A 24,716-nucleotide genomic window follows, 5' to 3' on the forward strand; every position below is an offset into this window, starting at 1 on the left:
ATGCGTTCATTGATTGCGATGTATCAGCGTATTGGGCTGGTGCCGCTCATTATTATTGGTTTGGTGTTGGGGGTCCTGATCGGTTGGCTAGCACCAAGTATCGGTATCGCCATAGGGCTACTTGGTACGCTATTTGTCGGCGCGCTCAAAGCCGTAGCGCCTATACTTGTGTTCATTTTGGTCATGGCGGCGATTAGCCAACATCGCAGTGGCAATGAAGTCTATGTCAAGCCTGTGCTCATCATGTATATGTTTGGCACTTTTTTGGCTGCCTTAACTGCCGTTGGTGCCAGCTTTTTGTTCCCCACTGATCTGGTATTGGTCAACGCCGATATCGCGCAAGTTCCCCCCGCCGACCTAAAAGAAGTATTGACCAACCTATTGATGAATTTGGTTGCCAATCCGGTCAATGCCATTGCAGAAGCCAATTATATCGGTATCTTGGCATGGGCCATCATCATTGGTTTTGCACTACGCCAAGCCAGCGACACAGCCCGCCATGTCGTTGGTGACTTTGCCGATGCCATCTCGCAAGTGGTCAAGTGGATTATTGCCCTAGCGCCTTTTGGTATTTTGGGTCTGGTTGCCAGTACGGTCGCTGAGACAGGCTTTGCCTCGCTAGCAGGCTATGCCCGTATTTTGATGGTACTGATCAGCTGTATGCTGTTTATCGCTTTGGTCGCAAACCCTATTATCGTGTTTGTTAAGACGGGCAAAAACCCTTATCCACTTGTGTTCAGATGTCTACGCGAATCAGGAATTACAGCCTTCTTTACGCGCAGTTCGGCTGCCAATATTCCTGTGAATATGAACCTAGCGCGTAAGCTTGGATTGCACGAAGATACTTACTCAGTGACCATCCCGCTAGGAGCAACTATCAACATGGCGGGTGCGGCGATTACCATCAACGTGTTAACCCTTGCTGCCGCTCACACCTTGGGCATTGAGGTGTCTTTTGCTTCAGCGCTTCTATTGAGTTTGGTGGCGACGATTAGTGCTTGCGGTGCTTCTGGTGTTGCTGGTGGTTCGTTGCTGCTGATTCCTTTGGCAGCGAGCTTATTTAGCATACCGAACGACATCGCCATGCAAGTGGTTGCCATTGGTTTTATCATCGGTGTGATTCAAGACTCGGCAGAGACGGCTCTGAACTCGTCAACTGATGTATTATTTACCGCAGCAGCTGATCCTACTTATTCACGTTAATTTTTAGCAAAGCATTTTCTGTCGATAAAAAAAGGCCTAATAAAGGCCTTTTTTTATGCGGTATTTTTAGGTCTTAACTACTTTATACTGTCGATCTCAACCTCTATGATAGGCGTTTGGCGCTCAGACTGACGTTTGAATTGACGCAGCTGCTCAACCTCATCTAACAGCTCAAGTATCAAGCCAATGGCAGGCACGCTGGCATCAAAATCACGGCTGAGTCGTGAGGCACGGCGCACGGTTGTCAGCTGATAGCCAGTGAATTGCTCACGTTCTGGCACATCGTATTCAATAATACTTTCTTCAATCAATTCGATGACCCATTGGCGCTCTTGGCCACAAGCAGAGACAAGCTCATCTAAGCTCATAATGATATCGGTAAATTCAGGCGAGTGTTTCATAGCTATTATCCTCGTTTTCTCTTTATTTCATCCTTGGTGCATTCATCTTGATGACTCACTATTGACTATCATGATGAATGTCGACCATCAAGCGCATGGATTAACGGTTGATAGTGGTGTCGGCAAAGGCTTGCTTGAGCTGCTCATAAGCCTGTCTTGCCGCATCGCTACTGACATCAGGGTTAATAATATTTAAGGTCAAGTATAAATCGCCCGCTTGCTTGGCAGGGATACCTTTGCCCTTTAGACGCAGATTGCTACCTGATTTACTGTTTTTGGGTATGGTCACACCAAGCTTGCCAGCTGGCGTGCTGACATTAATTTTTTCACCCAATGCGGCTTCCCATGGTGCGATATTGACAGTCTGGTAAACGTCTGCACCTTCGATACGGATATTGTCATCATGGCGGATTTTTACTTTTAAGAACAAATCACCATTTTTGCCGTTGCTACTGCCAGCAGCACCTTGCCCACTCAAGCGAATTTGCTTGCCATCAGTAATGCCTTTTGGAATTTTAATTTTGAGCGTTTTGTTGTCGTAGCTCACCTCGCCATTAGGCTGACGCACAGGAACGTTTAACTTGATGCTATAGTCGTCCCCTTGATAGACCGAAGACAGATCGACTGTAATCTCGGCATGCTGGTCCTGACCTTTACTATCTTGCGTCCCAAAACCGCCACCGAAAGGGTCAAACCCTTGGCTTTGAGAGCGACCACCGGCTGAACCACGCGCCCCGCGACCAAACGCTGAAAAAATATCATCGAAACGAAAGCCGCCATCGCCAAATGCTTCGCCATCGCCGAACTGGCCTTTGATATCCTCCCAGCGAAAGCCGCCTTGCGACGCTCCCGCCTGACCGCCAAAACCACCAAACCCGCCTGCACCACCTTGTCCAGCGAACGGGTTGTCCAACATCGCATCGTATTCGGCACGTTTGTCTTTATCTCTAATGGTTTCATAAGCGTTATTAATCTCAGCAATCTTACTATCCGCGTCTGGATCATCACTGACATCAGGATGGAATTGACGCACAAGCTTACGGTATTTTTTTTTGATCTCGGCGTCTGTGGCGTCTTTCTTGACCCCTAAAATGTCATAGTAATTTTTTTCTGCCATGTTATTTTCCTCAACATAAAAACATATCAGTCATACCGAAATGCCAACTGTAGAATGGATCATATCGATCAATATTAGTGTTCGGTATAGTCATTTTTTATAGTCCATACTTTATGATAGCAATAATCAAAATAAACACCGTTATAAAAATATTACCAGTAATCTTACCCATTCATTGCAGCATCTCTGTCATCACTGATGACCAATACTCACCACAAAAAAAAGAGCAAACAATGACTGTTTGCTCTTTTTTTAACGGCTCTAAGATACAGCGCTCAACATCGATCAATTAATGGTCAAAATAAATGATGTGAGGTATTGATAGCGTCTCTTATCGACAGAAAACTTTAGCCGTACGAGGGGTATAAATGCCAAAAGTGACCAAACCTAGTGCGATGTCTTTGGCTTCTTGTACTGTTTGAACTTTGGCAACATTTTGTGCGCCGCCGCATACTTCAGCAGCGTTTACAGTCTGTTCTTGCCCAATACCGCCAATAAAGAAGGTCTGTGACTTAGTATATTCTGGAGTGGTATTTTGAGTTGGTTGAATAAGACCTGTTTGGGTTGCACAACCTGATACCAATAATACTGAACCCATCACTGCCATTGTTAGTAGTTTTTTCATATTCATTATTCCTTACTTGCAGTAAACACGGACTTGGCGTGGGGTATAGATACCTGAAGATATAAAACCTAGCGCAATATTGATAAAGTTGCTTTGCGTTTGGATACTAGCCACATTCTCTTTGCCTTGGCAAACTTCGGCCGCATCAATGTCTTGTTCTTGACCCAAACCGCTGACAAAGAAAGTCTGCATTTTATCAGCATCAGCCTTTGTAGCGGCTGTCGGTGCAGTCGATGAAGACACAAGATAGTTTTGCGTCGCACATCCTGATGTCAAAACAGCGAGCAATGCCACAGCAACAACTTTTTTCATACGTGACTCCATTAGTTAATATTTGTTGGGTCGAAAACTCTAATCTTAAAGTCTCTTTTATGCAACTTTTTTGTAATAAAACTTATAGAAATATATCTCTATAGTAAATATTGCTCTAGATGACTTCCTAGAATGCTTTATATCACTGACTTTTATTGATGTAACGAAAATTGAAAAATATAAGATAAAGACAAAAATAAAGCCGCCTAATGATTACTAAAAGTGATGAGACCGACTTTTTTACTCAATGATTGTTGTTTATATTACTAAAATATTCCAACCGCTGTTTTTTTAACAGCCATGAACCACCATGTTTTTCTTAACGACTCGCCATACGATATGACCAGTTTTCTCAAACAGCCTAAAGCAATCAATAATTTTGGTTTTTTTTACAGTTTAGTAATAAAATAGAAAGCTTTTATTACAATAAAACAGACTGTTTTCGGTAGGCTTTTCGCGGTCAAAACTTACTATATCGATAGTATTCGTATTTATATATCAATTATTTGCATTTTGTTATTTACTTTCTGGTCTCTTGTTGACTTCTTAATAAGAATTATTCTCTATAAGTCTATGCTCGGTACTCATTCTTCCATTATTTTTAGTCAAAAATGATATTTTTCCCTTAAAAAACAAGCATTTGACCTCGTGAGTTTTTTACACGGCTGTAATAGTTTGACAATCTATATCTTGTAAAATCCCCTCCTTATTCATACTCATAGGGGTATGACAACATAGGCAAGCATCGCTGTCTATTTCATAAATTGCTTATAGGTCATGAATGTCATATTTAATTAAGTCTTTGGTTGTCACGTTATCACTATTACTGAGTACCACAGTTTTTGCGGCCAATACCAGTTATTACGGCAGCAAGTTTCATGGTAAACGCACTGCAAGTGGTAGTATCTTTAACATGAACTCACTAACCGCTGCCCATCGCACGTTACCGTTTGGCACAAAAGTTCAAGTGACCAACCAAAAAACAAAAAAAAGTGTCGTGGTCAAAATCACAGACCGAGGCCCCTATATTCGAGGCCGTATTCTTGATTTATCGAAAGCTGCTGCTAGTCAAATCGATTGCCAGCTTTGTACGACCACAATGAAAGTACTGTCCTACGGTGATGGTAAATACCGTAAAGAATAATGTTGCAAAAAACGATGTAAAAACGATGTAAAAACGATGTAAAAACGATGTAAAAAAAGGGAGGGCTGATGCCCTCCCTTTTTTATGTTTGATTACTTACGACGAAAATCGCTTAACAGCCAAATCTCATATAACTTGCTACTAAAATTCCGCTTCCATCTCTTCTAGCGTCGTCATCGATAGCAGCAATTTTTCTTCGTTATCGCTGTGCTGCTGCTGTAGTGCGGTTTGCTCATTCAATAAGACCAGTAAGTCCGCCTTACGGCTTTCTTCGTACAACTTGGTATCAGCTAGCTTTTCCTCAAGCGTTGCAAGCTGCCCTTCAATCTTGGCAAGTGCTTTTTCAGTCTCTTCTATCTCGCGGCGGATAGGTGCAGTACGTTTACGCTGTTCAGCGGCTAATTTGCGTTGTTCTTCTTTACTAAGCGCTGGGGTCGCAGTGTTACTTTTTGATGCATTATCAGGTGCTGTATTGCTCACTTGATTGGTCACTTGGCTATTGCCTGTTTCACGTGAAACCAATTTTTTGCTCTCTTTCTTGCTTTTCTTCTTACTGCTACTTTTGTCTGATGCGTTTTCTTGCTTACGCTTTTCTGCCAGCCATTTGCCGTAGTCACTGATGTCACCGTCAAACTCGTCAATTCTGCCATCATGAACCAGATACAGCTCATCACAGACATTGGCAATTAACTCACGATCATGCGACACCAATACCACCGCGCCTTTAAAACCTTGCAAGGCGATCGTCAATGCTTGGCGCATTTGTAAGTCCAAATGGTTAGTTGGCTCATCGAGTACAAGGACGTTGGGACGTTGCCAAACGATCAATGCTAGCGTCAGACGCGCACGCTCGCCACCAGAGAATAGCTCACTTGGCGTATCGATACGATCTCCGCGAAAATCAAAGCTGCCCAAAAATGAGCGTAACACGGCATCAGAGGTCTTGCCTGCTAGGCGGCGCAGCATTTCTATCGGCGTGGCTTTGGCATCCAAGATATCCATTTGATGCTGGTTAAAGTAGCCAAGTTTTAAGGTATCGGACACGCGGTAAGTACCTGACAAAATTTTCAGCTCGCCGACCAAGGCTTTAATCAAGGTCGACTTACCTGCGCCATTCATGCCCAATAGGCCAATACGCGTATCCGGCGTCACTTGCACATTGGCATCACGCAGTAGCGGCGTCTCGCTGTAGCCAATATCTGCATGGGTCAGCTCAATCAGCGGTGAGCTCATGTTTGCCGGTTCATAAAAGCGAAAAGAGAATGGGTTATCAGCCATCATTGGTGAGAGCTCTGCCATACGCTCTAGCTGTTTGATACGGCTTTGGGCTTGCTTGGCTTTACTGGCTTTGGCACGGAAACGACGAATGAAATCATCCAAGTGGGCGCGGGTCGCTTCTTGCTTCTCAAAGGCTTGCTGCTGCTGCGCCATGCGCTCGTGACGGGTGCGAATGAACTGTTGATAATTACCCGTATAAAGGGTTATTTTTTGTTGTTCGACGTGCAAGATATGACCGACGGTAGCATCCAAAAACGCTTGGTCATGCGAGATGACGATGACCAGTCCAGTATAAGCATTGATCCAAGTCTCAAGCCAGAGAATGGCGTCTAAGTCTAAATGGTTGGTCGGCTCATCGAGTAGCATCAGATCAGCGCGGCTCATCAAAGTTTTGGCGAGGTTTAAGCGCATGCGCCAGCCACCTGAAAACCCTGAGACAGGCAGCTCGTGCTGACTGGTGTTAAACCCAAGGCCTGCCATGATTTGTGCCGCTTTGGTTGGCGTACGGTAGCCATCGATTTCATCGAACTGCTGATGCAAGACGCCAATTTGCTCATCACTGACGCTACTTAAGTCATTGAGCGCTGCATTGATCTCATACCACTGCTCATCACCGCTCAACACGTAATCAATTGCCGTCTGATCACTGGCTCCGACTTCCTGCGCCATATGCGCGACATGCCAGCTATCAGGAATACTGACCTCACCTTTATCGAGCGTGACCTCGGTATCGCCTTTGCCCATTTGCGTCAACAATAAGGCAAATAAAGTCGATTTGCCGGTGCCGTTGTTGCCTGTTAAGCCAACTTTATGACCTGGATGTAGCTGAAAGCTTGCACCTGCAAACAATTCACGACCATCACGGCGAACACCAACGTCTTTAAATTCGATCATATAATTTCTTCATCTCAGCAATAATATAAATATAGGGCAATAAGAAACACACATAGGGTATGCCAACTGGCGGCTATTATTTCAAACGCTTGCCGCATAGGCAAACAATTAAATAACTATTTCAAAACGAAGTGTTTTAAAATTAAGTATTTATGCCAATGACCCTAGATTATATAATCCTTGTCAGCCTATCGATACGAATGACTAGGGCGTGTTGAACATTCGCAAATAGGCACTGCTGATCGCTAAAATTGTTCCAGACAAGGCACAAAGCGACGATAATGCAAATGCCTTAGCGAGATTTGTAACGCAGTATGGGGCAATTTTAGCATCAGCCCCAACGATAAAAGCAGGGGACAGGACTCTTTTTTGCCGCTTCATCGTTAAAAATAAGTGCTTAGAATGACTAAACTTATTATTTTTAACATCGAATCGCCTAAAAAATAGTCGCTGTCAGTGCCATGGTCGAATGTTCAATACGCCCTATAATAAGACCTTTGGCAGCCATATACTCTCGCACACATAATGAGTATAACCTTGATAGCTATAAAAGTTTTGATTCATCAGTTTTGGTAAGGACGATGACTCTTGACAAGCGAATCGCTACTCCCATTATGATATACTGCTAAAGATAAGTGCTTATCATCAATAAAGTGCTTTGGTGGCACAAACACCGTATTGATATCGCACAAACAGCTTATAATGCACCAATAGCTTTGCCATAACGACAGCGCCCAATTAAATCAAACGCCGTGCGTATCTTTATTTGCAATCATTTTGTTGCAAACCCAAACAGGACGACGACCGCATTTGATCCTAGCAACTGAGGTAGATATGAACGAATCAGCCAACCAATTTAATCCAAGCTCAAATCAGCCAGTAGATCCTACGGTATTAAGCCTAACCGACAGTGCGGCACAAAAAGTACGCCGTCTGCGCGAAGAAGAAGGTGATAGTGAACTGATGCTACGCGTCTATGTGACGGGCGGCGGCTGTTCAGGTTTTTCTTATGGCTTTAACTTTGCCAACGACTTAAATGAAGACGATGCCAATTTTGATAATGGTGATGTGACCTTGGTTGTTGACTCGCTAAGCTATCAATATTTGCAAGGCTCTACCGTTGACTACACTGAAGGGTTAGAAGGCGCACGTTTTGTCGTGACCAACCCCAATGCCACCACCACTTGCGGCTGTGGCTCGTCATTCTCAATTTAGGTTTTCGCGATTTGGCTCTATGACCCAACGATACTATGCCTTTATTGCGTCTCAACATTCCTGTGATCATGCGCCAAAGCCGTATTGGATGACTTGCAGCATCGCGATCAAAGCATCTATCTTTGAGATAGATGCTTTTTTGCCAATATTGATGAATCCGCAAAGTATCCGTGCTGACCAATTTCATCAAAAATACTGAGAAAAATCTAGCCCAAACGTCCTGCTCAAAGCTTATCGTATTTGTAATTGTTCGTGGTTTTCAATACGGCTTTGAGCTAAACTGACGGAATTATTGACCCAACATTTACCTCTTTTATGGACAAACGCCCATCGTGTTTTGATCTGCCATAATGAATAACAATAGATGACTATTATGAGTAATTTTGCGAGTAGCTTTGCTAATTTTGACATTCCCAATTGGTTTGGCAGCCAGCATTTAACGGGTATGCTCCGCGGTATCGAAAAAGAAGGACTGCGCGTGAGGCCTGATGGTTTTTTGGCACAGACGCCGCATCCAGCCAAACTCGGATCAAAATTGACTCATCCTTTTATTACAACCGATTATTCAGAAAGTCTGCTTGAGCTTATCACCGAACCAAAAGCTTCGCCAAAAGAGACACTCAATATGCTGCGTCAATTGCATGTATTGGTGTATCAAGGCATGCCTGACGGCGAGCTGATGTGGCCGCTATCTATGCCTTGTATGTTGTCTTCTAAAGATGAAGATATTCCACTGGCTGATTATGGTAGCTCTAATACAGGTAAGCTAAAAACCCTTTATCGCAGTGGTCTTGGTATCCGTTATGGTCGCCGTATGCAGACCATCGCAGGGTTACATTACAATCTATCTTTTGGTGACACGCTCTTTGAAACGTGGCAAGCGCAAACCCCAACGGCACAAGAGCAGACGCTAACAGAATTCAAAAACGAGAAATACCTAGGGCTTATTCGCAACTTTAAGCGACTGACCAGCATTGTGTTGTATTTATTGGGTGCAAGTCCAAGCGTATGTCCTTGTTTTGTTGCTGGGCGTGAGCATGATCTAGAGCGTCTAAATGACTCAACCTACTATAAACCGACTGCCACCAGCCTGCGTATGGGCAAACTTGGCTATACCAATAGCGTGCAAGAGCAGCTAGATATTCGTTATAACTATTTGCCAGAGTATGTCGCTGGACTACGCCGCGCGATCCAAACACCGCATGAGAGCTTTGCCAAGCTTGGTCTGGAAGATGAAGATGGCAACCCAGTTCAGATCAATAATCATATCCTTCAGATAGAAAATGAATACTATAGCCCTATCCGTCCTAAGCAAATTGCGATGAGTGGTGAGACACCAACCGAAGCGCTTGAGCGTCGCGGTATTGCTTATGTTGAGTTTCGTGCGATTGATCTCGATCCTTATAGCGATGTTGGTATTCGTCTCTCTAGTGCTTGCTTTTTAGAAGTGATGGCGCTCTACTGTCTATTCAGCGATTCACCTGATTTGCTGCCTGAAGAAGAAGAAGCACTCGCTATTAATCTAGAGCGTGTGGTCAACGAAGGTCGCCGTGAAGGTCTGCACATCATCAATAACGGTCAAGAGCAATCGCTTGAGGGCTGGATGCTGATGCATCTAGAGCGTATGCAGCCACTTGCTGCATTGCTAGATGCTCATTATGGTGGCAATGACTACCGTGCTGCAGTGGCATTGATGCAAGGCAAAGCCGGACATTCTGAGTCGACGATCTCCGCCCAAGTAAACTCTGATAGCAAACGCTTAGGTAGTCTATGGCAGCTTGGTTTTACATTAGCGCAGCAGCATCGCGAGTCATTATTGCAGCAGACTCTCAGTCCAAACACCCAAGCGAAATACGAAGTATTGGCAGAAAAGTCTATCTTGCAGCAGGCTGAGATTGAGAAGTCTGAGACAGAAGACTTTATGGACTTTTTACAGCAGTATCGCTAAACCTGATTGCATCCTAACCTCTGTATAGATGAAACCATAAGAGTAACGCACCATGCGACAGCTGACCACTTATCGTAACTTACAAATATTTTTAGTATTGATGGCCATAATAGGCATGAGCTTTGCACTGTTTTATTTACAGCGCCATCTAGGGCTTTCGCCTTGCCCGCTCTGTATTTTTCAGCGTATTGGTCTAATAGTCATGGGCGGTTTTGCGCTGATATCAGCATTATTTAATCCAAAATCCAAAGTGGTGAAGTTGCTATTATGGCTTGGTAGTTTGGCAGGTATTGGCTGGTCTACTGCTGTGGCTATACGCCATGTTTGGCTACAGCACCTACCTGCCGATCAAGTACCGTCATGCGGCCCAGGCTTGGACTATTGGCTAGATACCTTGCCTATGTTGCAAGTGCTCAAAGAAGTATTTGCAGGTTCTGGTGAGTGTGCTTCTATCGATTGGACGTTTGTCGGACTTAGTATCCCTGAGCTGTCGTTGATCCTATTTAGCGTACTTCTTGTAGCGCATGGGGTGATGTTGTGGCGTATCGTGCGACCTATCACCAATCAGTCTATCGCTCGATAGTTCATTAAAATCACTTTATATTTTACCGTTATCACTTCTTTCTAAACAGACATTCATACTCTGCTATGCAATGTCTGCTTTATTATCTGCGACTGTTAAACCTCCTTTATTACCTACGTTAGACAAACCGATAGAGCCTACTTTGCTATACCAAGCATATTGAACACAACAAAAAGTCCACAGATATATCTGTAACCCTTTGATACCTTTAGACAGCCTGTTTTTTCAGTGGGTAGTTTTAGTGAGCAGTTATGAGAGCGCCATCGCTTTTGAGCGATAAATTGTCTATATTTCAAAGATCAGATACGCTCTCAAATTCCAATATCTATATTATCGCAACGTTTATACGACCCCTTGTCTCTCTTTTTTGGCAACAAGATTATCTTGATAACGGTTGCCAGTGGCATAGGTGATTTTTAAAAACGCTATTCAAAAACTGTTTTTGGTATGACCATGATATATCTTGCACCTATTTGCTTTACCACATCTACTGTCATTAGACGCTGGGGACCGTCCTTATTAGCGGTACCACTCTGTGTGCTATTGATAGGCTGTGATAGTGCCTCCTCGAATTCTGATCAAGACATGAGGACTAAAGCTTCATTTGTCGACGCATCAGCAGAGTCTGCTCCGCAGAGCACATCAGAAGAGATAGAAAGCGATAGTATGTCTGAGTCAAATCCTGATGACAGTTTGAATGAATCTACAGAAGGGCAATCACTTATTGCTGCTGCTCAATCCAGTAATGAGGGGCATATGCACCCTTCTACTATACACTCAGAATCGAACAGTAGTGCGCTACAAGCCACGCTAATGGGTGATTATGGTGGTATGGTGCCTTGTGAAGACTGCGATAGTATCGATGTCACTTTGAACCTATTTTCTGATGGCTCTGTACTAAAATCCAGCACCCATCACGATGCTGAACAACAGCGCGCACCGTTACTTGAGTCTGGCGTCTATCGTCAAGATAAAGACAAAATTACCATTGTATATGAAGACAAACATATTGAGTCTTATTATATTCAAGACAATCATCTGATTTTGATAGATGAGCAAAAAAACCTAAATAATGACTATACGTTGTCACGTAAATAGACAGCAAGTGCTTGGTATGCTGCCAAATAAGACAGCATTTATCAGCTAGATAACGCCTACTTGTTAGGCGTTTTTTGTTGGTCATCGACCAGCATTTACTTTACAATGATCGCTTGTCTGCCAGACTACTGCCATGGCAATGACTGATTAAAACGTTAGTCACGATTGATAACAGCTCAGCACTCAAAACTTTATTTTTACTCTCTCTATTTCACTTATTCAAGCTCTTACGGAACGTCTATGCATATTCATATTCTTGGTATTTGTGGTACTTTTATGGGCTCGCTAGCATTATTAGCGCGTGAACTTGGGCATACCGTTACTGGCTCAGATACCAACGTATATCCTCCTATGTCTACCCAACTTGAAAATGCGGGCGTCACTATTGAAGAAGGCTATCTCGTAAAGCATTTGCAACCAGCGCCAGACTTGGTCGTTGTTGGTAATACGATGAAGCGTGGCATGGATGTGATTGAATATATGCTAGATACGGGTCTGCGCTACACGTCAGGTCCGCAGTTTTTGTCAGAGCAAGTGCTGCAATCGCGCCACGTGATAGCGGTTGCTGGTACTCATGGTAAGACAACAACGACAACCATGCTTGCTTGGATATTGCATTACGCTGGTGTCGATACAGGGTTTTTAATTGGCGGTGTGCCACTGGTCAATACCACTGATGAGCACTTACAGCAGGTATTTGCACACAGCAGCTATCTAGGAGCAGAAAAAACTGACGATGATACGACAGTCCCTTCTGGTTATTTTGTCATTGAAGCTGATGAGTACGATTCTGCGTTTTTTGATAAACGTTCAAAATTCGTTCATTATCGTCCGCGCACCGCTATCTTGAACAACCTAGAATTTGATCACGCCGATATTTTTGCTGATTTGAATGCGATCCAAACGCAGTTTCATCATATGGTACGTATGATTCCAAGCACTGGAAAAATTATCATGCCTGCAGCAATTATTAGCTTAGAAGATACGTTAGCAAAAGGCGTTTGGACCCCTATCTGGCGTACTGCTGTCATCGATACGACCGCATCTAATACCAGTAAAAACGACCGTACGCTTAAAAACAATAGCGACTGGCAAGCGGAACTCATTCGCGAAGATGGCAGTCAATTTCAAGTCAGTTTTGCTGCTGATAAAGAAGTAGCTGTCATCGACTGGGGCATGAGTGGTATTCATAACGTCAATAATGCCTTGGTTGCCGTCGCGGCCGCTTATGATGTCGGTGTCAGCATCTCTACCGCTTGCGCCGCATTATCGGCTTTTGCTGGTATCAAACGGCGGATGGAGTTGATCGGTGATGTAAACGATGTCTTAGTCTTTGATGACTTTGCCCATCACCCTACTGCGATTACCACAACATTAGACGGTGCCAAAAAGAAACTGGCTGGCAGACGTATTTGGGCGATTATTGAGCCGCGCAGTAATACCATGAAAATGGGTATTCACCAAGACAGCTTGGCTGAGTCAGCTGCCCTCGCTGACTATACATTGTGGTATGAGCCAGCGGGACTGGAATGGGGTTTGAGAGAAGTCATCGAACAAGCCACGGCTACAAGTGACTCCATCATTAACCAGCACGTAATGTCTAGTGTCGATACTATTATTGAACATATCAGTAGTCATGCTCAAGCAGGTGATGCAATAGTCGTGATGTCCAACGGTGGTTTTGAGGGGATTCATCAGCGTCTATTAGCGGCATTGCGTGATAAATAAACGATTGATTTAACCCTAAACCCTAAACCCTAAACCCTAAACCCTAAACCCTAAACCCTAAACCCTAAACCCTAAAATTAGTATCTAAAAAATTAGTATTAAACAAAAGCGTGGCTGTCTCATAGACGGGCTACGCTTTTTTTATTTAATTCCCTATCCTTATCAAATTCTTCTGTCGTGGCTAAATGATTGATACGCCATTCTGTTAGCACCATGGCTACCTTTGTAACCTTCCGTTTACCTATTGCACCTACGTAATAGCAAATCTGACTTTTTCCTCACATAGGCCCTACACAGGTAACATTTTTTGCTTACTCTTGCGTTTGAGGAATCTTTACAATGGAGTTATTAAATTAGCAACATATTATAAATATTCATAATTTAGGAGAATAACATGAGCTTTATTTGGATGATTATCGTCGGTTTGGTTGCAGGTTTATTGGCACGTGCTATTAAGCCAGGTAGTGACCCTATGGGCTGGATCATGACGATCGTATTGGGTATCGTCGGTGCCATGTTAGGTGGCTTCTTAGCGAGCTTAATTGGTATCAACGCAGATGGCGGTTTTACTGGTCTTATCTTCTCAGTTATCGGTGCGATCATTTTGCTATTTTTGTATGAAATGATTGTAAACAAACGCCGTGCATAATTACCGACTAGATAGAATATCTACAAAAAAGCCTTGCGTTAAGTGAGGCTTTTTTGTGTCCAGATACCTATAAAAATCTTTAATTTGTGAATGCATGAGACCTGATATAGACGGGAAAGTATTGATAAGCATTACTTTTGTCCCCATTTATCTTATAATATCAACCCTATTTTGTCCCTATCATTGAGGTGAGCGTTATGGCACTACTCCCTATCTTAAGTTACCCAGATCCCCGCTTGCGCACGATTGCCAAGCCAGTCAAGGAAGTGACTGCTGAAATCAAAACCTTAATCTCAGACATGATTGAGACAATGTATGATGCTCAGGGCATTGGCCTTGCTGCAAGCCAAGTCGATCGTCATATTCAGCTCATCGTGATGGATTTGTCTGAAGACAAAAGTGCCCCAAGAGTATTTATCAACCCAAAGGTCACGCCATTGGTAGAAGAAAAACAACCGTACGAAGAAGGCTGTCTTTCGGTCCCAGATGTCTACGACAAAGTCGAGCGCCCTAAGAAAGTACGTATCGAAGCATTAGACGAAAACGGCGACGTCATTGATGAGGTGGTAGAAGGCTTGCTTGCCGTCTGTATCCAACACGAAATGGATCATCTCAACGGCGTGATATTCGTCGATTATCTGTCTCGTTTGAAACAGACACGTGCCCGTGATAAAGTTCGTAAAGTCCTCAAGATACGCGAAAAGCAAGGCGCCCAGTCCGCTGAGCAGCAGTCACAACCCATCAGTTCTTAATCTCTTTCTCCTTTACATAATGATGCCTATAGTGGATGTTACTCTCTGATATCCACTAGATGGTGCCAATTTTTTAGCAGATACTGTTCTCACCAAAGGTTTACTACTATGACCATGATCAAAATTGACCAATATTTTGACCCTGCCAGCTGGCAGAAATTTACCAAAGCTGCTGAGGGTCGTGAGACCCCGTTTTTAGTGGTCGACCTAAGTCGTATCGAGACCAAATATCATGAGATGGTCAGCCTGTTCCCGAATGCCAAACTGCATTATGCGATGAAAGCCAGTCCTGCGGTTGAAGTCATCAATCTGCTGGCAAAGCTTGGCTCCAACTTTGACTGTGCCTCTATCTATGAGCTGGATCGTGTGCTTGATTGCGGTGTTGAGCCATCACGCATCTCTTATGGCAACACCATCAAAAAAGCCGACCATGTTAAGTATGCTTTTGAAAAAGGTATCGATCTGTACGCGACTGATTCAGAAGCCGATCTTAAAAATATCGCCAAACACGCACCTGGTTCTAAAGTATTTGTGCGCATATTGGTACAAGGATCAGAGACAGCAGAATGGCCATTATCTCGTAAGTTTGGCTGTCACCCTAATATGGCCATTGATTTACTCATTCAGGCGCGCGAGCTTGGCTTGGTACCTTATGGTATCTCGTTCCATGTGGGTAGCCAGCAAAAAGACGTTGCGGCATGGGATGATGCATTAGCCAAAGTTAAATATATGTTTGACTGGATGAAGAACGAAGAAGGCATCAAGCTACAAATGATCAATCTAGGTGGCGGCTTCCCAACCAACTACATCAGCGAAGTCAATCCTATTAAGGTCTATGCAGAAGAGATTACCAGCTATTTGACTGATGACTACGATGCAGATGAGATGCCTGAGATTATTTTAGAACCAGGTCGTTCACTCGTTGGTGGTTCAGGTGTCTTGGTGAGTGATGTGGTACTGATCTCTCGCAAATCAGACACAGATTTGGCGCGCTGGGTCTATACGGATGTTGGTTTATTCCAAGGCTTAATCGAGACGCTCGGCGAAGCCATCAAATATCCTGTTTATACTCCCAAGATGGAAACGTCTACCAGTGAAGGGACAGTCGTATTGGCAGGGCCAACTTGTGACTCAACCGATATCATGTACGAAGAAGCAGGTTATCAGTTACCAGAGGAGCTTGAGATTGGTGACAAAATCTATTGGCTCACCACGGGTGCTTATACCAACTCGTATTCATCAGTTGAGTTCAATGGATTTCCGCCGCTTGAAGTGGTTTATATTGACTAGGGTTTGAACCTATCATCTATAGAGAAGCGCGGTGCTATTAATAACACCGCGCTTTTTTGTATTTAGCCATTTGCATAATGAGCTATTGAACCAATAAAGCTATCGGTACACTATTAATGCTATTGGTCGTTCGACTGCCGCTGCTGGTTGAGCGTTGTGAAATCTCACCGATCGTCACCCATTGTCCGCGCGGCACAATGATTGTATTGTTCAGACTTTGACTTTGAATGCTATTACTGCTCGTGCCGTACCTATTGTAGGATGAGTTGGATCGCGCCAGTCGCTCTTCAACTTGTGACAACCTCACTTCGACTTGACCATTCGGTAGTAGACGCGGTGTGACAGCAATGCCTTGCGTCGTTGGCAGTAGTACCTGCTGCTGAATGACAATTTGCGCGCTTGGCTGACGGTCAATGGGATAGTGATAATTTGGTTGAATAGTGGCACGATAGTTCTGCGTCAATGAATAGAGCGTGCCGGTACTGATACTAGCGGCACTACCAGAAAGCGTCTGTACTTGATATAAACTGCTGCTTTGCTTCTGGCCGTTACTTTGATTCCAAACACCCGATCCCTGAATATTGCGCTTGGTAATAATAACCTGACCCTGACGAATATTATCCTGAACACTGCTGCTATTGCCAACACGCACAGCGACTGTGAGCGCTTGTGGCTGACGGTCAATCTGCGTGAGTAGCTGCTGTATCATTTGATAATTGTGGGGTGTTGTTATTAGTACTAGCTTACCTTGGTAGATGCTGACGGTGCCGCCATCAGCGCTACTATTGAGTTGTTGCCTTACCACTGGCAGTAGCGACACGCCGCCATAAGTGTCAATCACATAGGTTTGGACGTTACTGGCTTGTACGGTGATTGGTAGGACAGCCAGACTTAGGGCAAACGCGGGCAAGCTTATATTTTTGGTAATATTCACCTTAAGAATGGTACTAGCCAATTCGTGCTTTATACGTATACGACTCACCTGCATCTCCTCACCTTTTTTAAGTCATCGTCAATGCGCTCTAATCATTTAGACCCAGCACATCTTGCATATCATATTGCCCAATGGCTTGCTCAGTCACCCAAGTTGCGGCACGTACAGCACCTGCGGCAAAGGTCATGCGCTCTCGTGCGCGGTGAGTAATCTCAACCACCTCACCATCAGCGATAAACATCACCGTATGGTCGCCGACGATCTCTCCACCGCGTACGGCATGAATACCAATTGTGCCCGACTCACGCTCACCCGTTTGTCCTTCACGTCCGTAGATGGTAACGTCTTTTAGATTCTGTCCGCGCGCCTCTGCGACGGCTTCTGCCATCATATATGCCGTGCCAGATGGTGCATCGATTTTGTGTTTGTGATGCGCTTCGATGATCTCTACGTCAGCCTCATTGCCAAATGCTTTGGCTGCCATACCAAGTAGTTTCAATGACAGGTTAATGCCGGTTGAATAGTTACCTGCGTAGACGATAGCGATTTTTTCACTGGCTTTTGCCAATACCTGCTCTTGCGCCTCATTAAATCCTGTCGTGCCAATGACCATCGCGACATTATGCTCGGCACAAACTTGCATGTTTTTTTCAGTCGCATCAGGCAAGCTAAAGTCAATCAGCACATCGATGTCATTAATTACAGCCTCTAGCACGTCAACGATTTGCACCTCTAAACGTCCGATAGCTGCCACCTCGCCTGCATCCGCGCCGACGAGACTCGATCCTTGGCGCTCAATCGCTGCATTCAGGATGGTCTTAGGATTATTTTGTACCGCTTCGATAAGCATACGACCCATACGACCACCTGCACCGATCACACCAACTTTGATGGTTTGTTCTGTTGTTTCTTGACTCATATCGCTACCTTACATACTTTATATTTGGTGGGTTATTTTTGGATATCATTTATCGTCAGTTTAACAAATATCGTTAACTGAGTGGTTTTTTATCAGCATAAGAAAAAGCCCAAAGGTTTCATGTGAAACCTTTGGGCTTACTCTCAGTATGGCTATCTAGAAACAGTCTGTCTTAGTTAAATAATCAGTCAAACAAATCGCCAATCTTTTTAAAGAATGATTTTTTATGTGGCGACTGCTGATGCTTACTGTCATCATCTAACGTATCTTGGAACTGACGCAATAGATCTTTTTGCTCACGAGTCAGATTGACAGGGGTTTCGATGACCACACGGCAGATCAAGTCGCCTTTCATCGTGGTGCGTACTGGCGTCACGCCTTTGCCGCGTACACGTAGCAGTTTGCCACTCTGCGTCCCTTCTGCCACTTTGATTTTTACTTTACCATCCAAGGTTGGGATTTCAACTTCTTTACCAAGTGCGGCATCCGTGATACTGACTGGTACATCCATATAGAGGTCCGCGCCTTGACGAGTAAAGACGTTGTGCGGTTTGACACGTACTTCGACATACAAGTCGCCGTTCTGTACGCCTGCGGCGCCAGCTTCGCCTTCACCTGCCAGACGGACGCGATCACCATCATCGACGCCCGCTGGGATAGATACTTCTAGCGTGCGTGATTTGTCTTTGACGCCATTGCCATGACAGTCAGGGCAAGGGTTTTTGATTTGCTTACCAGAGCCGCCACACTGCGGACAAGTCTGCTGCACGGCAAAGAAACCTTGCTGCATGCGCACTTGACCCTGACCATGACACATCTGACAGGTCACGACATCAGAGGCATCTTTGGCACCTTTACCATCACAAGTGTCACATGGCGCTGGCGCGGTGAAGCTGATTTCTTTTTTGCAGCCGCGTACTGCTTCTTCTAATGTCAGCTCGATCACATAGCGCAAGTCAGAGCCGCGACGCGTGCGTCCACCACCACCGCCACGTGATTGACCGAAGATATCGCCAAAGTTACCAAAAATATCGCCAAAGATGTCTTGGAAGTTGCCGCCGCCTGCACCGCCACCCATGCCATTTTCAAAGGCAGCATGACCCATGCGGTCATACGCTGAGCGCTTTTCTTCATCGCTCAGTACTTCATAAGCCATTGAGGCTTCTTTGAATTTGTCTTCAGAATCAGGGTCATCAGAGTTGCGATCTGGATGATATTTCATGGCAAGCTTGCGGTAGGCTCGCTTAATCTCCTTGCTGTCAGCGGTCTTGCTGACACCTAATACTTCATAAAAATCGCGTTTACTCATGGTTTCTCCTATCGTCTTCGTAGCACCACCAGCTCGTCAGTTCGTTAGCCTTGATCAGCTTTTACCATTAACGGCCTTCATCTCATACACAATCACACAGCAACGTTTCATGTGAAACATGGCAAACCACAATGTCACAGGATGATAATATGTGCATGTAACGAAAAATACGGTGGGGGCTACTTAGCCAAATCAATTATAAAAAGTTTGCGCTATTTATGGAGATGGTCTGCTGATTTATCAAGCGCTTAAGTCATGAAATTCATAGTTGAGGTCTTGAGTCGGCGGTATACACGATTTATTAAGATTATTACAAAGCTTTTCATACCTGAATAATGACGAGTCGTGCTAGTATTTATCGCCATATCTACGGTCATTTATACCCATGACGTTTGCGACAAGGTTCCCCGTCTTATGAAAAAGCTGATTGTTTTATTAATCGTGATTGCCGTAGCAATCTATGCAGGCTCCCCTTATTACAGTGCTTATCAGCTCAAAAATGCCTACGATGCCAAAGACGGTGCCGCTATCGCAGCGACCATTGATTACGAGCAAGTGCGTCCAAGCATCCAACATCAGCTGACTGACCAGTTTGCCACGACCATGACAAAGTACCCACTGATTGCTGAGTTGGGCGGAGACGCATTAACCCAAGCAGCCGATGGCTTTATCACAAAGGCCGTCGATGGTGCCATCACGCCGCAAAATATCGAAAAGGTCATTAACACTCAGGGTCAAGCCAATACAGCAACCAAAGAGCTGGCGGCGGCATGGGCCATCGCAAGCGATCAGGTCGATCTCAGAAACCTCATTCAAAGCTTGATTGTTCAGCACGGCGATGTCGATGCGGTGGTCAAGAGCCAAATCCAGCAAGTCATGAAAAAACAAGCGGCGGAGCTCGAGCAGCAGGCGGCACAAGGCAACGATAGCGACAAGCCAACATTGAGCTACTGCGGTATCAATTGCTTTGCTATCAGCGGTCAAGTCAAAGGCTATCCACTCACGATAGAGATGCAGCGCCAAGGCTTGATTGAGTGGAAGATCGTCGATATTGTCTTGCCATAAACAAGTTGAGATCGCTTTTGATATTCAAAATTTTGATAAGTCAAACGATAAAAACCGCTTTATGAATCAGCTCATAAAGCGGTTTTTTGTGACGTGATTTAAAATCTTTATTCACTAAAATGTGAACGACACCAATGTGATTATTCGATACCCAAAAATTCTAAAAACTCAGGACTCTCGAAGCTTGCTTGATATAGTACACCGTCCTCACGGTAAATGGCAGGCGTTGCTATCACCGCCAGTCCAGCGGCTTTTTCGCGATTGGGCGTCACGTGATCGACGTTACAGCTCGCTGATGCAGGTGTCATCTCTCCTTGTAGCATCGCCTTATCAAATGCCTGACGGCGACTGTTTTCGCTACCTTGGCACCAGATACCGCGCATTTGCTCAGGGGACTGCTCGTATATCGGATAGCCGATGACGTTGACCGTCACTCCTTTGGCATTGAGCATGGGTATTTGCTGATGAAATCGGCGGCAATACGGGCAGTTGACGTCATCAGCCACATAAATCACCGCCTTCTCAGTTGTGGTGGCTGGATAAATAATCAGTTGGCTTTCATCCAATATCGCAAACACCGATTGGTTTTTGCGCCGCTCAAAACTCTCATCGAGCCCGATAAACTGACCGTTTTCGATCACTGATATCTCACCGTCAGTGATGTACTGCGCATCGTCCGATAATAAGAAAGGCACCCCTTCTAGCGTTGCGCCCCAAATCACGCCGGGTACTGCGGTATAAAAGAACGGCGTTTTTGCACTCATGTTTTTGAGCGCACGCGTATTTTTGAGCAGCACCGATTTGACTGCTGCACTGACAGGCTTGCCTACCTGCGCACTCGTGCTGCGTACTGGTGTTTTGGTCACTACCCGCTTGCTTGAATTCTTTTTTAACTCACCTTGGATGACATAACGACCGTCTTTTGTGATGTGCAGCGGCGGCTGTTCAGCCAAGTTTACCTGATACATATTGGGTAATTTGGACGGCGCAATGGAGGTAATCTGCGTTTTGATACCGGCTTGGGTTAGCACTTGGCGCAAGCGTTTATCAACAGTTGCACTTACCGCTTTGCTCGTCTGCATGCTTTGATTGTTTTGGTTCAATTGGGTGCTCGCCGCATCCGCTGAGTTTGACTGAGCACAAGCCGTGGTTGCGAGTAGTACAAGGCTAATCAGGCTTACCGAATTAAAGGCAGATAGTTTCACAAAAGCAGTCCTCGTTAATAACTCATAAATTCTGTACTTGATAATATCTATCTTGATTGCTCATCATAATATTATGTAAAAAAATAGATTGAGATATCAGACAGACTGTATCACAAGGAAGGTTTACACAAATGATTAGCGGCGCAATTTTGCAAAATGGCTACCCAACTTTAAGAGATAGGCAACACAAGCAGACCGCAGAAATAGTAAAAGAGAATCACAAACATAAATAGCTGACAACAAAAAGCAGCACACGGTGTCGTGGCTGCTGATGAATTTAAAATAATAACTTAAACAGTAGTATGGATGCGCATACTAAAGAGGTCAGTGGCTAGAACTTGGCGACTTCTTCTGGCGTTAAGAAACGACTGTCGCCTTTCTCTAAGCCGTCTAGATTGATATGACCGATACTGGCGCGGTGCAGCGCAACGACTTTATTACCAAAGTAGCCCATCATGCGTTTGACCTGATGGTATTTGCCTTGCTCCAAGGTTAGACGCGCATGGGTCTCATCGATAAACTCAAGGGTAGCCGGTTTGGTCGGCTCATAATCGCCCTCTAACAAGATACCTTCGCCCACCTTTTTGATTGCGCGGGCTTGCTCCTCCTCGTTCATAGGATCAGCAAGCGTTAGCTCATAGACTTTGGCGTGCTCGTGCTTGGGACTTGTGACACGGTGTAGCCAGCCGCCATCATCGCTAAGCAGCAGTGCGCCTGTGGTATCGACATCTAAGCGACCTGCGATACGTAAACTGCCTAGCTCTGGTACGGCAATCAATTCGGTGACGATAGGATACTCTTTGGCCTTTAACGTACACTCAAAGCCTTCAGGCTTATGCAGCAAGATATAACGATTACCCGTCGCCACCGAGAGCGGCTCGCCTGCCCACAGCACTTCATCATTGATAATATCGACATGTAGGCCAGGGTCTTTGACCACCTCATCATTGACGGTGATCTCAGAGGCGTGGAGGATTTTTTTGGACTCTTTGCGTGACAGCTCAGTGGCTTTACTGATAAATTTATCGAGACGCATACTTTTTACTACCTTTAGTCATATAGGGTTTTGTTATAGTGGTGTCAGTTTAACATATCCCATCTAACCCTAAGTGTACCATCGATGCAATATGAGCTATCAAACCTTAAAAAACCCCGTGACCGCGCGGCTTGAGATCAAAAAATCTGAGTTTATCGCTCATGCCTATCCTGTCAGCTCGCGTGAGCAAGCGATGTTTCACGTGGAACAGCTGCGCGAGCAATATCCTGATGCGCGCCATTGGTGCTGGGCCTATATCATCGGCGACCCTGACAACACCACCAGCGCAGGCTTTGATGACGATGGCGAGCCGAGTGGTACCGCAGGGCGACCAATATTAAATGTCTTGCAACATAAGTCCATCGGCAACGTGATCATCGTCGTCGTGCGTTACTTTGGCGGTATCAAGCTAGGTGCTGGCGGTCTCACTCGTGCCTATGCAGGCTCCGCCCAAGCAGCAGTCGATCAGATGATATTGCAACCTTACGTGCCGATGACGCAAGTGCAAATACTAGCGGACTTTGCGACTGAAGCTCAGTGTCGCTATGTGGTTGAGAGCTTGAAAGGTGGTGTTGATGATGTCGCTTATAGTAAGCAAGTTACTTTGACTGTAACTATCGCAGAGGCCGATATTGAGACCTTAAAAACTGAACTAGCGATTGCAGGTAGAGTGATAGAACCTACAGATTAGTATGTTTTAAAGAAGTAAACTGAGCTTAATTACATAATACAGTAATCACCTGTTCACTGAACCGTTCACCGAAAGCTGTTGGAAGCTTGCTGCGAGCTTAGTATGATGACAAATTCGTTAAATTAACGATTTATAGACTTAGTCTTATAAAATTGTTTTGTTTCACTTGAAACTAGCTATCTAAATTATACTCATATTTTCTATTTATACTTTTATTTTACAACTGTAGAAATCCTACTATGACAACCTTTACCTATAACCCCTTTAAACCGCCCTTTTGGCTGACCAATCCACACTTGCAAAGCATCTTGCCCAAGTTTTTTGCGCCAAAAGCACCAACTTATCGCCGCGAAGTCGAAAAAGACTCTTTGGATGAAAGCGATATTGCTTACGATTTTTATGATGCGCATCCTATAGAACATTCAGAAAACTCAGAAAATTGTGAACTTGAACAAACGCCATTAATCGTTTTGTTCCACGGTATGGAAGGCAGTAGCGATAGCCATTATGCCCGCGCTCTGGCTTATCAGATGCACGCGCAAGGGTGGCACTTTGTGGTCGCCCATTTTCGTAGTTGTGGTGGTATTCCAGCTAGTGGACGGGTGTTTTATAATGCAGGTGATACGGGCGAAGTGCACTACATGCTGCAAAACCTAAGCGAAAAATACGCCAATATCTATGCAGTCGGTGTCTCTTTAGGTGGCAATGCACTGGCAAAATATATGGGCGAATACGGCGAGAAAGCGCTCTGCAAAGGCGCGGCTGTTATCTCCGCCCCTGTTGATATGTCATCAGCGGCGCTGAGTATGCATAGCTTTTTAAGTCATCGTATTTATACGCCTTATTTGCTCAACCCAATTATCAAAAAAGCCTTAGCCAATGACATTACTCAAGAGGAGATCGACTCTATCAAAGCGGTCAATCGTATCAGCGACTTTGATGATATCTTTACCGCGCCGCGTCATGGCTACCGCTCTAACAACGACTACTATCATAGCGCCTCAGCCCTGCCCTACTTACGCGATGTCAAAAAACCCTTATTGTTGATTAGCGCCAAAGACGATCCCTTTTTGGGTTTTACCGCCACCGCGAACGATGTCTCCGACTGCGTCACTATTATCGATACGAAGCACGGTGGACATATCGGCTATTTGCGTTATCGCTCAGATAAAGGTCGAGCAAAAAATAATACTAATGGCAAATCTTCAAAATTTGATATTAACTGGATACCCGAAACGGTGAGTGCTTACTTCAATTGGATTGGGGTCGAGTCACATAAAAAATAGGCCTAAGTAGCCCTGACAATAGCTCCTAATTTAA

General features: G+C 44.7%; 24 protein-coding genes. 14 read left to right on the plus strand and 10 right to left on the minus strand.

Going from position 1 to position 24,716, the window contains the following annotated elements; genetic code table 11:
* Entirely contained in the window at positions 1–1,203 is a 1,203-nt protein-coding gene (sstT, locus tag GYK50_RS00005) for a serine/threonine transporter SstT (protein ID WP_212564043.1), read from the plus strand.
* A gap of 77 nt (positions 1,204–1,280) precedes the next feature.
* On the opposite strand, the gene GYK50_RS00010 is transcribed toward sstT, so the two are convergent.
* From GYK50_RS00010 to GYK50_RS00025, 4 genes are all read right to left on the minus strand, one after another.
* A complete protein-coding gene (locus GYK50_RS00010) occupies positions 1,281–1,604 on the minus strand; it encodes a chaperone modulator CbpM (protein WP_071002623.1) in 324 nt (107 codons plus the stop codon).
* 100 nt (positions 1,605–1,704) lie between these two features.
* Positions 1,705–2,721, minus strand: coding sequence for a DnaJ C-terminal domain-containing protein (locus GYK50_RS00015; RefSeq protein ID WP_212564044.1), 1,017 nt, complete (start codon positions 2,719–2,721; stop codon positions 1,705–1,707).
* A gap of 331 nt (positions 2,722–3,052) precedes the next feature.
* Positions 3,053–3,346 (minus strand): Bor family protein, encoded by a 294-nt coding sequence (locus GYK50_RS00020; RefSeq protein WP_071002625.1) that lies wholly within the window; start codon positions 3,344–3,346, stop codon positions 3,053–3,055.
* A gap of 12 nt (positions 3,347–3,358) precedes the next feature.
* On the minus strand, positions 3,359–3,658 hold the full coding sequence (locus GYK50_RS00025) for a Bor family protein (protein WP_058024719.1): 300 nt from the start codon (positions 3,656–3,658) through the stop codon (positions 3,359–3,361).
* A gap of 781 nt (positions 3,659–4,439) precedes the next feature.
* Here GYK50_RS00025 and GYK50_RS00030 point away from each other — a divergent pair.
* Positions 4,440–4,802: a septal ring lytic transglycosylase RlpA family protein gene (locus GYK50_RS00030; protein WP_058024720.1), complete on the plus strand. Its 363-nt coding sequence runs from the start codon at positions 4,440–4,442 to the stop codon at positions 4,800–4,802.
* A gap of 141 nt (positions 4,803–4,943) precedes the next feature.
* Here the strand turns inward: GYK50_RS00030 and GYK50_RS00035 are convergent, their stop codons facing one another.
* Complete coding sequence (locus tag GYK50_RS00035) at positions 4,944–6,974, minus strand: ATP-binding cassette domain-containing protein (RefSeq protein ID WP_212564045.1); 2,031 nt, start codon at positions 6,972–6,974, stop codon at positions 4,944–4,946.
* Positions 6,975–7,808: 834 nt separating this feature from the next.
* Between GYK50_RS00035 and erpA the strand changes: the two genes are divergently transcribed.
* The 9 genes from erpA (at position 7,809) to GYK50_RS00080 (ending at position 16,237) form a co-directional block, all read left to right on the plus strand.
* Positions 7,809–8,189: an iron-sulfur cluster insertion protein ErpA gene (erpA, locus tag GYK50_RS00040; protein WP_058024722.1), complete on the plus strand. Its 381-nt coding sequence runs from the start codon at positions 7,809–7,811 to the stop codon at positions 8,187–8,189.
* 19 nt (positions 8,190–8,208) lie between these two features.
* Positions 8,209–8,388, plus strand: coding sequence for a hypothetical protein (locus GYK50_RS00045; RefSeq protein WP_143007441.1), 180 nt, complete (start codon positions 8,209–8,211; stop codon positions 8,386–8,388).
* Positions 8,389–8,562: 174 nt separating this feature from the next.
* Complete coding sequence (gene gshA / locus GYK50_RS00050; protein ID WP_093071306.1) at positions 8,563–10,137, plus strand: glutamate--cysteine ligase; 1,575 nt, start codon at positions 8,563–8,565, stop codon at positions 10,135–10,137.
* 52 nt (positions 10,138–10,189) lie between these two features.
* Positions 10,190–10,720: a disulfide bond formation protein B gene (locus GYK50_RS00055; protein WP_093071303.1), complete on the plus strand. Its 531-nt coding sequence runs from the start codon at positions 10,190–10,192 to the stop codon at positions 10,718–10,720.
* 585 nt (positions 10,721–11,305) lie between these two features.
* Positions 11,306–11,818 (plus strand): copper resistance protein NlpE N-terminal domain-containing protein, encoded by a 513-nt coding sequence (locus GYK50_RS00060; RefSeq protein ID WP_284718899.1) that lies wholly within the window; start codon positions 11,306–11,308, stop codon positions 11,816–11,818.
* 240 nt (positions 11,819–12,058) lie between these two features.
* On the plus strand, positions 12,059–13,546 hold the full coding sequence (gene mpl / locus GYK50_RS00065; RefSeq protein WP_212564046.1) for a UDP-N-acetylmuramate:L-alanyl-gamma-D-glutamyl-meso-diaminopimelate ligase: 1,488 nt from the start codon (positions 12,059–12,061) through the stop codon (positions 13,544–13,546).
* A 394-nt stretch (positions 13,547–13,940) separates the two neighbouring features.
* The gene (locus GYK50_RS00070; protein WP_058024727.1) at positions 13,941–14,195 is read left to right on the plus strand and encodes a GlsB/YeaQ/YmgE family stress response membrane protein; all 255 of its coding nucleotides are present in this window, start codon (positions 13,941–13,943) and stop codon (positions 14,193–14,195) included.
* Between the two features lie 197 nt (positions 14,196–14,392).
* Entirely contained in the window at positions 14,393–14,947 is a 555-nt protein-coding gene (def, locus tag GYK50_RS00075) for a peptide deformylase (RefSeq protein ID WP_212564047.1), read from the plus strand.
* Between the two features lie 114 nt (positions 14,948–15,061).
* A complete protein-coding gene (locus GYK50_RS00080; protein WP_093071305.1) occupies positions 15,062–16,237 on the plus strand; it encodes a type III PLP-dependent enzyme in 1,176 nt (391 codons plus the stop codon).
* An 82-nt stretch (positions 16,238–16,319) separates the two neighbouring features.
* Here GYK50_RS00080 and GYK50_RS00085 read toward each other — a convergent pair whose 3' ends face one another.
* The 3 genes from GYK50_RS00085 to dnaJ form a co-directional block, all read right to left on the minus strand.
* Positions 16,320–17,225 (minus strand): hypothetical protein, encoded by a 906-nt coding sequence (locus tag GYK50_RS00085; RefSeq protein ID WP_093071300.1) that lies wholly within the window; start codon positions 17,223–17,225, stop codon positions 16,320–16,322.
* 34 nt (positions 17,226–17,259) lie between these two features.
* The gene (gene dapB, locus GYK50_RS00090) at positions 17,260–18,090 is read right to left on the minus strand and encodes a 4-hydroxy-tetrahydrodipicolinate reductase (protein ID WP_212564048.1); all 831 of its coding nucleotides are present in this window, start codon (positions 18,088–18,090) and stop codon (positions 17,260–17,262) included.
* A gap of 184 nt (positions 18,091–18,274) precedes the next feature.
* Positions 18,275–19,399 carry a molecular chaperone DnaJ gene (dnaJ, locus tag GYK50_RS00095; RefSeq protein WP_071002636.1) on the minus strand — a complete coding sequence of 375 codons (1,125 nt, stop codon included), beginning with the start codon at positions 19,397–19,399 and terminating at the stop codon, positions 18,275–18,277.
* A 414-nt stretch (positions 19,400–19,813) separates the two neighbouring features.
* Here dnaJ and GYK50_RS00100 point away from each other — a divergent pair, with 414 nt between their 5' ends.
* Positions 19,814–20,464 carry a DUF2939 domain-containing protein gene (locus tag GYK50_RS00100; RefSeq protein ID WP_093071298.1) on the plus strand — a complete coding sequence of 217 codons (651 nt, stop codon included), beginning with the start codon at positions 19,814–19,816 and terminating at the stop codon, positions 20,462–20,464.
* A 140-nt stretch (positions 20,465–20,604) separates the two neighbouring features.
* On the opposite strand, the gene GYK50_RS00105 is transcribed toward GYK50_RS00100, so the two are convergent.
* Together GYK50_RS00105 and GYK50_RS00110 are read right to left on the minus strand one after the other, a co-directional pair.
* Positions 20,605–21,669, minus strand: coding sequence for a disulfide isomerase DsbC N-terminal domain-containing protein (locus tag GYK50_RS00105; RefSeq protein ID WP_093071297.1), 1,065 nt, complete (start codon positions 21,667–21,669; stop codon positions 20,605–20,607).
* Positions 21,670–22,000: 331 nt separating this feature from the next.
* Entirely contained in the window at positions 22,001–22,705 is a 705-nt protein-coding gene (locus GYK50_RS00110) for a pseudouridine synthase (RefSeq protein ID WP_093071296.1), read from the minus strand.
* Between the two features lie 91 nt (positions 22,706–22,796).
* Here GYK50_RS00110 and GYK50_RS00115 point away from each other — a divergent pair, with 91 nt between their 5' ends.
* Both GYK50_RS00115 and GYK50_RS00120 read left to right on the plus strand, forming a co-directional pair.
* The gene (locus tag GYK50_RS00115; protein WP_093071295.1) at positions 22,797–23,396 is read left to right on the plus strand and encodes a YigZ family protein; all 600 of its coding nucleotides are present in this window, start codon (positions 22,797–22,799) and stop codon (positions 23,394–23,396) included.
* Between the two features lie 239 nt (positions 23,397–23,635).
* Positions 23,636–24,682 (plus strand): YheT family hydrolase, encoded by a 1,047-nt coding sequence (locus tag GYK50_RS00120; RefSeq protein WP_093071294.1) that lies wholly within the window; start codon positions 23,636–23,638, stop codon positions 24,680–24,682.
* Positions 24,683–24,716 lie beyond the last annotated feature (34 nt).

This window comes from Psychrobacter pacificensis (genome assembly GCF_018336615.1).
In the GTDB taxonomy this organism is placed as follows: domain Bacteria; phylum Pseudomonadota; class Gammaproteobacteria; order Pseudomonadales; family Moraxellaceae; genus Psychrobacter; species Psychrobacter pacificensis.

Bases quoted from the DNA above. Each gene is read 5' to 3' on its own strand.
- GYK50_RS00115 (WP_093071295.1), top strand. From the start codon at position 22,797: ATGAGCTATCAAACCTTAAAAAACCCCGTGACCGCGCGGCTTGAGATC.
- GYK50_RS00100 (WP_093071298.1), top strand. From the start codon at position 19,814: ATGAAAAAGCTGATTGTTTTATTAATCGTGATTGCCGTAGCAATCTAT.
- GYK50_RS00070 (WP_058024727.1), top strand. From the start codon at position 13,941: ATGAGCTTTATTTGGATGATTATCGTCGGTTTGGTTGCAGGTTTATTG.
- GYK50_RS00030 (WP_058024720.1), top strand. From the start codon at position 4,440: ATGTCATATTTAATTAAGTCTTTGGTTGTCACGTTATCACTATTACTG.
- dnaJ (WP_071002636.1), bottom strand. From the start codon at position 19,399: ATGAGTAAACGCGATTTTTATGAAGTATTAGGTGTCAGCAAGACCGCT.
- mpl (WP_212564046.1), top strand. From the start codon at position 12,059: ATGCATATTCATATTCTTGGTATTTGTGGTACTTTTATGGGCTCGCTA.
- GYK50_RS00055 (WP_093071303.1), top strand. From the start codon at position 10,190: ATGCGACAGCTGACCACTTATCGTAACTTACAAATATTTTTAGTATTG.
- GYK50_RS00080 (WP_093071305.1), top strand. From the start codon at position 15,062: ATGATCAAAATTGACCAATATTTTGACCCTGCCAGCTGGCAGAAATTT.
- GYK50_RS00025 (WP_058024719.1), bottom strand. From the start codon at position 3,658: ATGAAAAAAGTTGTTGCTGTGGCATTGCTCGCTGTTTTGACATCAGGA.
- gshA (WP_093071306.1), top strand. From the start codon at position 8,563: ATGAGTAATTTTGCGAGTAGCTTTGCTAATTTTGACATTCCCAATTGG.
- GYK50_RS00060 (WP_284718899.1), top strand. From the start codon at position 11,306: ATGAGGACTAAAGCTTCATTTGTCGACGCATCAGCAGAGTCTGCTCCG.
- GYK50_RS00045 (WP_143007441.1), top strand. From the start codon at position 8,209: ATGACCCAACGATACTATGCCTTTATTGCGTCTCAACATTCCTGTGAT.
- GYK50_RS00110 (WP_093071296.1), bottom strand. From the start codon at position 22,705: ATGCGTCTCGATAAATTTATCAGTAAAGCCACTGAGCTGTCACGCAAA.
- GYK50_RS00085 (WP_093071300.1), bottom strand. From the start codon at position 17,225: ATGCAGGTGAGTCGTATACGTATAAAGCACGAATTGGCTAGTACCATT.
- erpA (WP_058024722.1), top strand. From the start codon at position 7,809: ATGAACGAATCAGCCAACCAATTTAATCCAAGCTCAAATCAGCCAGTA.
- GYK50_RS00015 (WP_212564044.1), bottom strand. From the start codon at position 2,721: ATGGCAGAAAAAAATTACTATGACATTTTAGGGGTCAAGAAAGACGCC.
- GYK50_RS00010 (WP_071002623.1), bottom strand. From the start codon at position 1,604: ATGAAACACTCGCCTGAATTTACCGATATCATTATGAGCTTAGATGAG.
- GYK50_RS00035 (WP_212564045.1), bottom strand. From the start codon at position 6,974: ATGATCGAATTTAAAGACGTTGGTGTTCGCCGTGATGGTCGTGAATTG.
- sstT (WP_212564043.1), top strand. From the start codon at position 1: ATGCGTTCATTGATTGCGATGTATCAGCGTATTGGGCTGGTGCCGCTC.
- def (WP_212564047.1), top strand. From the start codon at position 14,393: ATGGCACTACTCCCTATCTTAAGTTACCCAGATCCCCGCTTGCGCACG.
- dapB (WP_212564048.1), bottom strand. From the start codon at position 18,090: ATGAGTCAAGAAACAACAGAACAAACCATCAAAGTTGGTGTGATCGGT.
- GYK50_RS00120 (WP_093071294.1), top strand. From the start codon at position 23,636: ATGACAACCTTTACCTATAACCCCTTTAAACCGCCCTTTTGGCTGACC.
- GYK50_RS00020 (WP_071002625.1), bottom strand. From the start codon at position 3,346: ATGAAAAAACTACTAACAATGGCAGTGATGGGTTCAGTATTATTGGTA.